Below are 7017 nucleotides of genomic sequence, written 5' to 3'. Positions count from 1 at the left end.
GGTGGTGACCGGAACGCCGGCGGGCAGCCCCTCCAGCGTCGCCACCAGCGCCGGTCCGTGGGACTCCCCGGCCGTCAGCCAACGCAACCTGCTCAGCACGTTCACAGCTCCTCGTTCGGTTCGTACGTCGTACGGGTCTCAGACGGTCTTCTTGTCCAGCACCAGGTCGTGGCCGACGACGAACGAGGCCTCACTGGAGCAGAGCCACAGCACGGTCTCGGCGACCTGCTCCGGGGTGGCGCCGTCGGCGAAGGACGTGCCCGGCTCGTGCGCCGGCCCGGGGCTGATCGCGTTGATCCGGATGCCCTTGCCGATGTACTCGTGCGCGGCGGTGCGGGTGAGGGTGGACAGCGCCGCCTTGGAGGCCGCGTAGGCGCTCTGGCCGACGAGACGGCCGGTCTGGGCCATGTTGCAGGCGGTGTTCACGATGACACCGCTGCCCTGGGACTCCATGTGGACGAGCTCGTGCTTCATCGCCATCCACACCCCGGTGAGGTTGGCGGCGAGGGTCTCGGCCCAGTCCTGCTCCTCGATCTCGGCGAGGTTGCTCGTCGGCCCGGAGACGGTGGCGTTGTTGAACGCGATGTCCACCGAACCGAACCGCTCCACCGTCGCCGCCACCATGTGCGCCGAGTCCGCGGACCGGCCGCTGGCGATGTCGGCCGCCACCAGGTCGGCCTCACCGCCCTCGGCGCGGATCTGCTTGACGGTTCCCTCCAGCTCCTCCTGGTCGGGACCGGCGACCATCACGGTGGCGCCCTCGCGGGCGAACGCGACCGCCGTCGACCGGCAGATGCCGTCGCCCGATCCGGCGACCAGGACGACCCTTCCAGCAAATCGTGCGGACATCGATCAAGCTCCCTTTTCCGTGTGTTCTCGGTCGTCCGCGTCGTCCCTCGGACGGGCGCGGTGAGGTGGCCGGTGACGGCGGCCGGTCAGAACTCGACCCGGACCCGGTACTCGGTGACCCAGGTGTTGAACTCGATGAGCCGTTCCATGACGGCGCGTGCGCTCCAGGGACCGCCGACGCAGTAGGCGCCCTCCGGGGCGTCCAGGAGGCGGCGGACCTCGGACTCGGACACGATCTGCAGCACCGGCGCGCCCTCGACCAGGATCTTCTCGACCCGCTCGCGGAGCGCCAGTTCGTACCCGAGGTCCTGGGTGGCGGGGTAGGGGTTCTTCTTCCGGTTCAGGACCGACTCCGGCAGCACCCCGCGCATCGCGGCGCGCAGCAGGCTCTTCTCGCGGCCGTCGAAGGACTTGAACTCCCACGGGGTGTTGTAGACGTACTCGACCAGGCGGTGGTCGGTGAACGGGACGCGGACCTCCAGGCTGGCCGCCATGCTCATGCGGTCCTTGCGGTCCAGCAGGAACTTCTCCCAGCGGGTGAGGTTGAGGTAGGTCCGCTCCCGCATCCGCTCTTCCAGGCCGGTCTCGCCCTCCAGGCGGGGAACCTCGTCCATGGCCTGGGTGTAGCGCTCCTTCACGTACTCGGTCAGGCCGAGCCTGTCCCACAGACCGATGGTCTTCAGGGCGCCGATGCCGCCGGCCTTCTCGAAGGGGTGGTGCCAGGGGAAGCTCTCCAGTTCCACGGCCTCCTTGTCGTGGAACCAGGTGTAGCCGCCGAACAGCTCGTCGGCCGCCTCGCCGGACAGGGCGACGGTCATCCGCTCCTTGAGCTTCCGGCACAGGATGAGCAGCGAGTACTCCATGTCTCCGGTGGAGACCGGCAGGTCCTGGGCGCGGAGCACCGTGGAGCGGACCTCGTCGGAGAGGATGTCCTCGTTGTCCAGTGTGACGATCTCGTGCTCGACCCCGGTGTGGGCGGCGACCGCGACGGCGAACGGGGTGTCGGGGTCGGCCCACTGGACGTTGGCCTCGAAGCGCTCCCCGTGGCCCTTGAAGTCCACCGAGAAGGCGCGGATGGGGTCCTGGATGCCCTGCTTGCGGTAGGCGTTGGCGGCGAGCGCGGTGATGGCGCTGGAGTCCAGGCCGCCGGAGAGCAGGGTGCCGACGGTGACGTCGGCGACGAGCTGCCGCTCGACGATGTCCTCCAGCAGTTCCCGGACGCGGGCGATGGTGGTGTCGAGGTCGTCGGTGTGCGGGCGGGCCTGGAGCGTCCAGTACGCCTGCTCGGTGCGGCCCTCGCGGGTGAAGCGGAGGACGGTGGCCGGCAGGACCTCGTACATGCCCTGGAACACGGCGTGGCCGGGGGTCTTGACGATGGAGAAGATCTCCCGGAGGCCCTCCGCGTCCACCACGGCCTCGACGTCGGGGTGGGCCAGGATCGCCTTCGGCTCGGAACCGAACAGCACGCCGTCCGCGGTGGGGTAGTAGTAGAGCGGCTTGACGCCCATCCGGTCGCGGACCAGGAGCAGTTCCTCGGTGCGCGGGTCCCAGATGGCGAAGGCGTAGACGCCGTTCAGGCGGTCGGCGAAGTCGACGCCCCACTCCAGGTAGGACCGCAGGACCACCTCGGTGTCACAGGTGGTGCGGAACTCGTGACCGAGGGACTGGAGTTCCTCGCGCAGCTCGCGGAAGTTGTAGACCTCGCCGGTGTAGGCGATGACCGGCTGGTCGTCCTCGTCCAGGACGTGCTCGGCGAACGGCGCCATCGGCTGCTTGCCGCCCTTGAGGTCGATGATGGCGAGCCGGCGGTGACCGAGGATCGCCCGCGGCGAGACCCACAGGCCGTGGCCGTCGGGACCGCGGCACTCCATGGTGTGGGTCATGGCCGAAGCGATGTCCGTGTGGGACGTGGTCGTCAGGTCCCGCTGGAAGCTGACCCAACCGGCAAGGCCGCACATGACTGATGGGTTCCTCTCGGCTGAGGTGTGGCGCGCTGAGGCACTCGGGGATGTGGCCGGGGGTCGGATGGTGCCGTACGCCCTGGGCGACAACCCGAGTTTCGGAGAGCGGGAATTGGCCGGTCCATTGCGGTTGGTTCACTTCGTCAGGTGACCGGTACTTCTGGAAGTCGCCTGTTCTGTCCGCCCGCCGGCACCTGACCGAGTGAGCCCGCACGTGTTGCCCCGACGGTCACAGCCGCTCGGATCCGCGTGCGCCGGCCTCGACGTCCCGGGAACGAGAACGAACCGGGGACCGGGGCTGTGAGCCCCGGTCCCCGGTTCGTCGCCGTCGGACGTGCCGGTCGGTTACAGGTCAGCCGGCCAGCTGACCGCGCTTGAGCGCGCTGGTGATCTCCACCACGCGACGCGCCTGGTACGCGACGGCGGAGAGGTTGGCCTCCGCGACGTTGGCCGGGTTGTTCGAGGAGATGCTGCTCGCCCCGTAGGGGTTGCCGTTCTCCGGGTCGAACTGGACCGGGTCCGCGAAACCGGTGGGAACGATGATCGCGCCCCAGTGGTAGAAGGTGTTGTTCAGCGCCAGGACGGTGCTCTCCTGACCACCGTGGGTGGTGGAGGTGGAGACGAACGAGGACACGACCTTGTTCACCAGCTTGCCCTGGAACCACAGGCCACCGGTGGTGTCCAGGAACTGCTTCAGCTGGGCGGCCGGCAGACCGAAGCGGGTCGGGGTGCCGAAGAGGACCGCGTCGGCCCACTCCAGGTCGGCCAGCGTGGCCTCGGCGACGTCGGCGGTCGCGGCGACGTGGTCGGCCCAGGCCTGGTTGCTCTCGATCGCGGCGGCCGGGGCGAGCTCGGCGACCTTCAGGAGGCGGACGTCGGCACCGGCCTTCTCCGCGGACTCGGCGGCCGCCTGCGCCATCTTGTGGACGTTCCCGGTCGACGAGTAGTAGATGACGGCAACATTGGTCATTCGAATACAACTCCCTTGTCAGATCCGCTCGGGACCTGCGCGCGGTGGATGGCCCTGGAACACTGTCCGAGGGGCAGCGGGGCCGTCTCAACTGGGGGCGGCCGACTATGTCAGCTGACCCAGGCACAGGACCACGGTGCGGCGCGCACGCGCCACGATTCTGCGCAGCCTGGTCAACGGAGCCTCTCCCCGTGCAGCCAGGCAACCTTGTCGTACATGTCCTCGGCGGACAGGCCTGCCAGCATCTCGTTGCGCTCCACGGCCGCCTCACCCACCGGGTGGTAGAGCTGTCGGCCCATCTCACGCGCGACCAACTGGGTCCGGGCGGTGCGCTCGCGCCGCTCCGCGCTGTACTTCTCCAGCCGCTGGACGACCTCGTCGGGCGTGCAGTCCAGGGCGTCGCCGATCACCACCGCGTCCTCCAGGGCCTGGCAGGCTCCCTGGGCCGCGTACTGGAGCATCGGGTGCGCGGCGTCGCCCAGCAGGGCCACGCGGCCGTCGGTCCAGGTCTGCACGGGGTCGCGGTCGCACAGCACCCAGGCCCGCCAGTCCTTGCCGAGCTCCAGCAGCCGGCGGGCGATCTCGCCGAGCTCCGGGAACTCGCCCAGCACGTGCTCCCGGTCGAACGGCTCGCCGATCAGCGCTTCCTGGGCGTTGTCGTCGCGGGTGGCGGCGAGGTTCAGGAAGGCGCCACCGCCGATCGGGTAGTGGACGAAGTGCCACTTGGGGCCGGCCCACAGGGTCACGGTGTTCCACCGCAGCTCCTCGGGCACCAGCTCCATGGGGATGACGGACCTGTAGATGGTGTGGCCCGAGACCCGCGGGTCCCCGTCGCCGACCAGCTGGGCGCGGATCGCCGAACGGATGCCGTCGGCGCCGATCAGGGCGTCCCCGGTGAGGCGTTCCCCGTTGGCGAGGACGGCGGTGACCTTGGCGGAGCCCTGGCCGCCCTGCTCGTACCGGACCACCGCGCAGTCGTTGTGGAGGTCGATCAGCGGGTGGCTGCGGCAGCCCTCCAGGAGCGGCTCGTACACGTCGGAGCGCTGCACGACCGCGTACGGGTTGCCGAAGCGCTCCCGGTACTCGCCGGTCAGCGGCATGGAGGCGACCTTCCGGTCGGTGGTGCCGTCCATGAAGCGCAGCTCGTCGATGTACACGGCGCGGGCCCGGACCTGGGGTCCGACGCCGAGCAGGTCCATCGCGCGGAAGGCGTTGGGGCCGAGCTGGATGCCGGCGCCGAGTTCGGCGAAGGTGTCCCGCTTCTCCAGCACGGTCACGTGGTGCCCGTGCTGCGCGACCGCGAGGGCCGCGGCGAGGCCGCCGATGCCTCCGCCTGCGATGAGTATGTTCGCCATCTGTGGTTCACACCCCTTGTGGTGTCGTGTGGTCGGGGAAGATTCGGCGGAGTTCGTCGTGGAATCCGGGGAAGGTCTTGCCCACGCAGGAGGGGTCGTCGAGCGTGATGCCGGCGACGCGCAGTCCGAGGACGGAGAAGGCCATCGCGATCCGGTGGTCGCGGTAGCAGGCGATCTCGGCGGGCCGGGGAGTGCCGGGGTGGATGGTGATCCGGTCCGGTCCCTCCTCGGTCCGTATGCCGAGGGCACCCAGGTTGCGGGCGATCGCCTCGATGCGGTCGGACTCCTTGAGCCGGGCGTGCGCGATCCCGTGGACGGTGATCGGGCCGTCGGCGAGGGGCGCGATGGCCGCCAGGGTCATGAAGGTGTCCGAGATGTTGCCCATGTCGACGTCGAATCCGCCGGTGAGGCCGCCGTCCGGGCGGCCGGTGACGGTGGTCGCGGAGTCGGTGATCTCCACGTGGGCGCCGGTGCGGCGCAGGACCTCGACGAAGCCGAGGTCGCCCTGGGTGCTTCCGCTGCCCAGGCCGGGCACCGTGATGCTGCGGCCGGTGACGGCGGCCGCGGCGAAGACGTAGGAGGCGGTCGACGCGTCGGGCTCGACGGTCAGGTCAGCCGCGGTGTAGCCGCCGGGCAGCACGGTGAGGCGGCCGTCGGCGTCCTCCTTGGTCCGGGCCCCGAAGTGGTGCATCAGGGCCAGGGTCATGTCGATGTACGGACGGCTGACCAGGTTCTCGACCCGCACGGTCAGGGGTTCGCGCATCAGGGGGGCCGCCAGCAGCAGGCCGGTGAGGTACTGGCTGCTGAGGGAGGAGTCGAGGGTGAGGTCGCCGCCGGCCAGGCCGGCCGCGTCGACGGTGAGCGGCAGGCAGCCGTCCGGTGCGGCGGTGACCTCCGCGCCGAGCGCACCGAGGGCGGACACCAGCGGGCGGAGCGGGCGGGCACGCAGCTGCTCGCTGCCGTCGAAGACGAACCGGCCGCGGCCGGTTGCCGCGAAGGGCGGCAGGAAGCGGGCGGCGGTTCCCGCGTCCTGGCACCACACCTTGGCCTCGCCGGCGGGTCCGTGTCCGGTGCCGGTGATCTCCCAGAACCGCTCGGAGCCGGAGACCCGGATGCCCAGATCGGTCAGCGCGGTACGGAAGGCGAGGGTGTCGTCGCTGATCAGCGGCGCGTGGAGCCGGGTGACGCCGACCGCCGAGGCGGCCAGCAGCAGGGCGCGGTTGGTGATGCTCTTGGATCCCGGGATCCGCGCCGCAGTGCCTGTTTCACGTGAAACAGCGTGCGCGCGGACCGGAGGGGCGCCGCTCATGCCCGCCCCCTGGCCCGTGCCACGCTCGCCCGGGCCGCCGCCGCGACCCGCTCGGCGGTCAGCCCGTACTGCTCGTAGAGCGCGAGGTGGGGAGCGCCGGCTCCGAGCGGTTCCGGGGCGGTGGCGTGCCCGGCCGCCCCGACCAGCGCCGGCCAGCCGAGGACCGAGCCGGCCCGTACCGAGACCCGGGCCCTGACCTCGGGAGGCAGGACCTCGTCGCGGTACTCCTGGCTCTGCTCGCCGAACCACTCCTGGCTGGGCATGGTCACCACGCGGGTCGGGATGCCGTCCCGCTGGAGGATCCGCCGGGCGTCGAGGGCGATCTGCACCTCGCTGCCGACCGCGATGATCACGGCTTCGGGGGACCCGCCGGCGGCCTCGGCGGCGATCCGGCCTCCGTGCCCGGCGTCCTTGGAGGTCGCGGGGTCCTGTGGTGGAAGGAGCAGGTACGCGGCGGGGGCCGGACCCGTGGCGGCGCCCGGGTGGCCTTGGCCGTGTCCGGCCTGACTCTCGGGAGGGGTACTCACGGAACTGCTCAGGGCTCCTTGGCTGTTGGTCTCGTTTCGGATCGAG

7 protein-coding genes are annotated in these 7017 nt (G+C 70.7%); all 7 read right to left on the bottom strand.

The annotated features are described in order from the left end of the window. Positions 1–96, bottom strand: a 96-nt coding sequence (locus tag ACFY61_RS21165; RefSeq protein WP_346073301.1) for a chorismate synthase, incomplete at its 3' end; no start/stop codon positions are given. 42 nt (positions 97–138) lie between these two features. Further along, positions 139–849, bottom strand: a complete 711-nt coding sequence (locus tag ACFY61_RS21160; protein ID WP_389474027.1) for an SDR family NAD(P)-dependent oxidoreductase — start codon at positions 847–849, stop codon at positions 139–141. Positions 850–935: 86 nt separating this feature from the next. Next, a complete protein-coding gene (gene asnB, locus ACFY61_RS21155) occupies positions 936–2807 on the bottom strand; it encodes an asparagine synthase (glutamine-hydrolyzing) (protein WP_389474025.1) in 1872 nt (623 codons plus the stop codon). A 355-nt stretch (positions 2808–3162) separates the two neighbouring features. Next, positions 3163–3780: an NAD(P)H:quinone oxidoreductase gene (gene wrbA, locus ACFY61_RS21150; protein ID WP_389474023.1), complete on the bottom strand. Its 618-nt coding sequence runs from the start codon at positions 3778–3780 to the stop codon at positions 3163–3165. A gap of 173 nt (positions 3781–3953) precedes the next feature. Then, positions 3954–5135 carry a 3-hydroxybenzoate 6-monooxygenase gene (locus tag ACFY61_RS21145; RefSeq protein WP_389474021.1) on the bottom strand — a complete coding sequence of 394 codons (1182 nt, stop codon included), beginning with the start codon at positions 5133–5135 and terminating at the stop codon, positions 3954–3956. Positions 5136–5142: 7 nt separating this feature from the next. Then, complete coding sequence (aroA, locus tag ACFY61_RS21140; RefSeq protein WP_389474019.1) at positions 5143–6444, bottom strand: 3-phosphoshikimate 1-carboxyvinyltransferase; 1302 nt, start codon at positions 6442–6444, stop codon at positions 5143–5145. Beyond that, positions 6441–6971 carry a transketolase C-terminal domain-containing protein gene (locus tag ACFY61_RS21135; RefSeq protein ID WP_389474017.1) on the bottom strand — a complete coding sequence of 177 codons (531 nt, stop codon included), beginning with the start codon at positions 6969–6971 and terminating at the stop codon, positions 6441–6443. Before ACFY61_RS21135 ends, aroA begins: the two co-directional genes overlap by 4 nt. Positions 6972–7017: the final 46 nt, after the last annotated feature.

Source organism: Streptomyces sp. NPDC012888, from assembly GCF_042900645.1.
Taxonomy (GTDB): Bacteria; Actinomycetota; Actinomycetes; order Streptomycetales; family Streptomycetaceae; genus Streptomyces.
The sequence above is the reverse complement of the archived record's forward strand: the minus strand, read 5'-3'. Positions and strand labels throughout refer to the sequence as shown.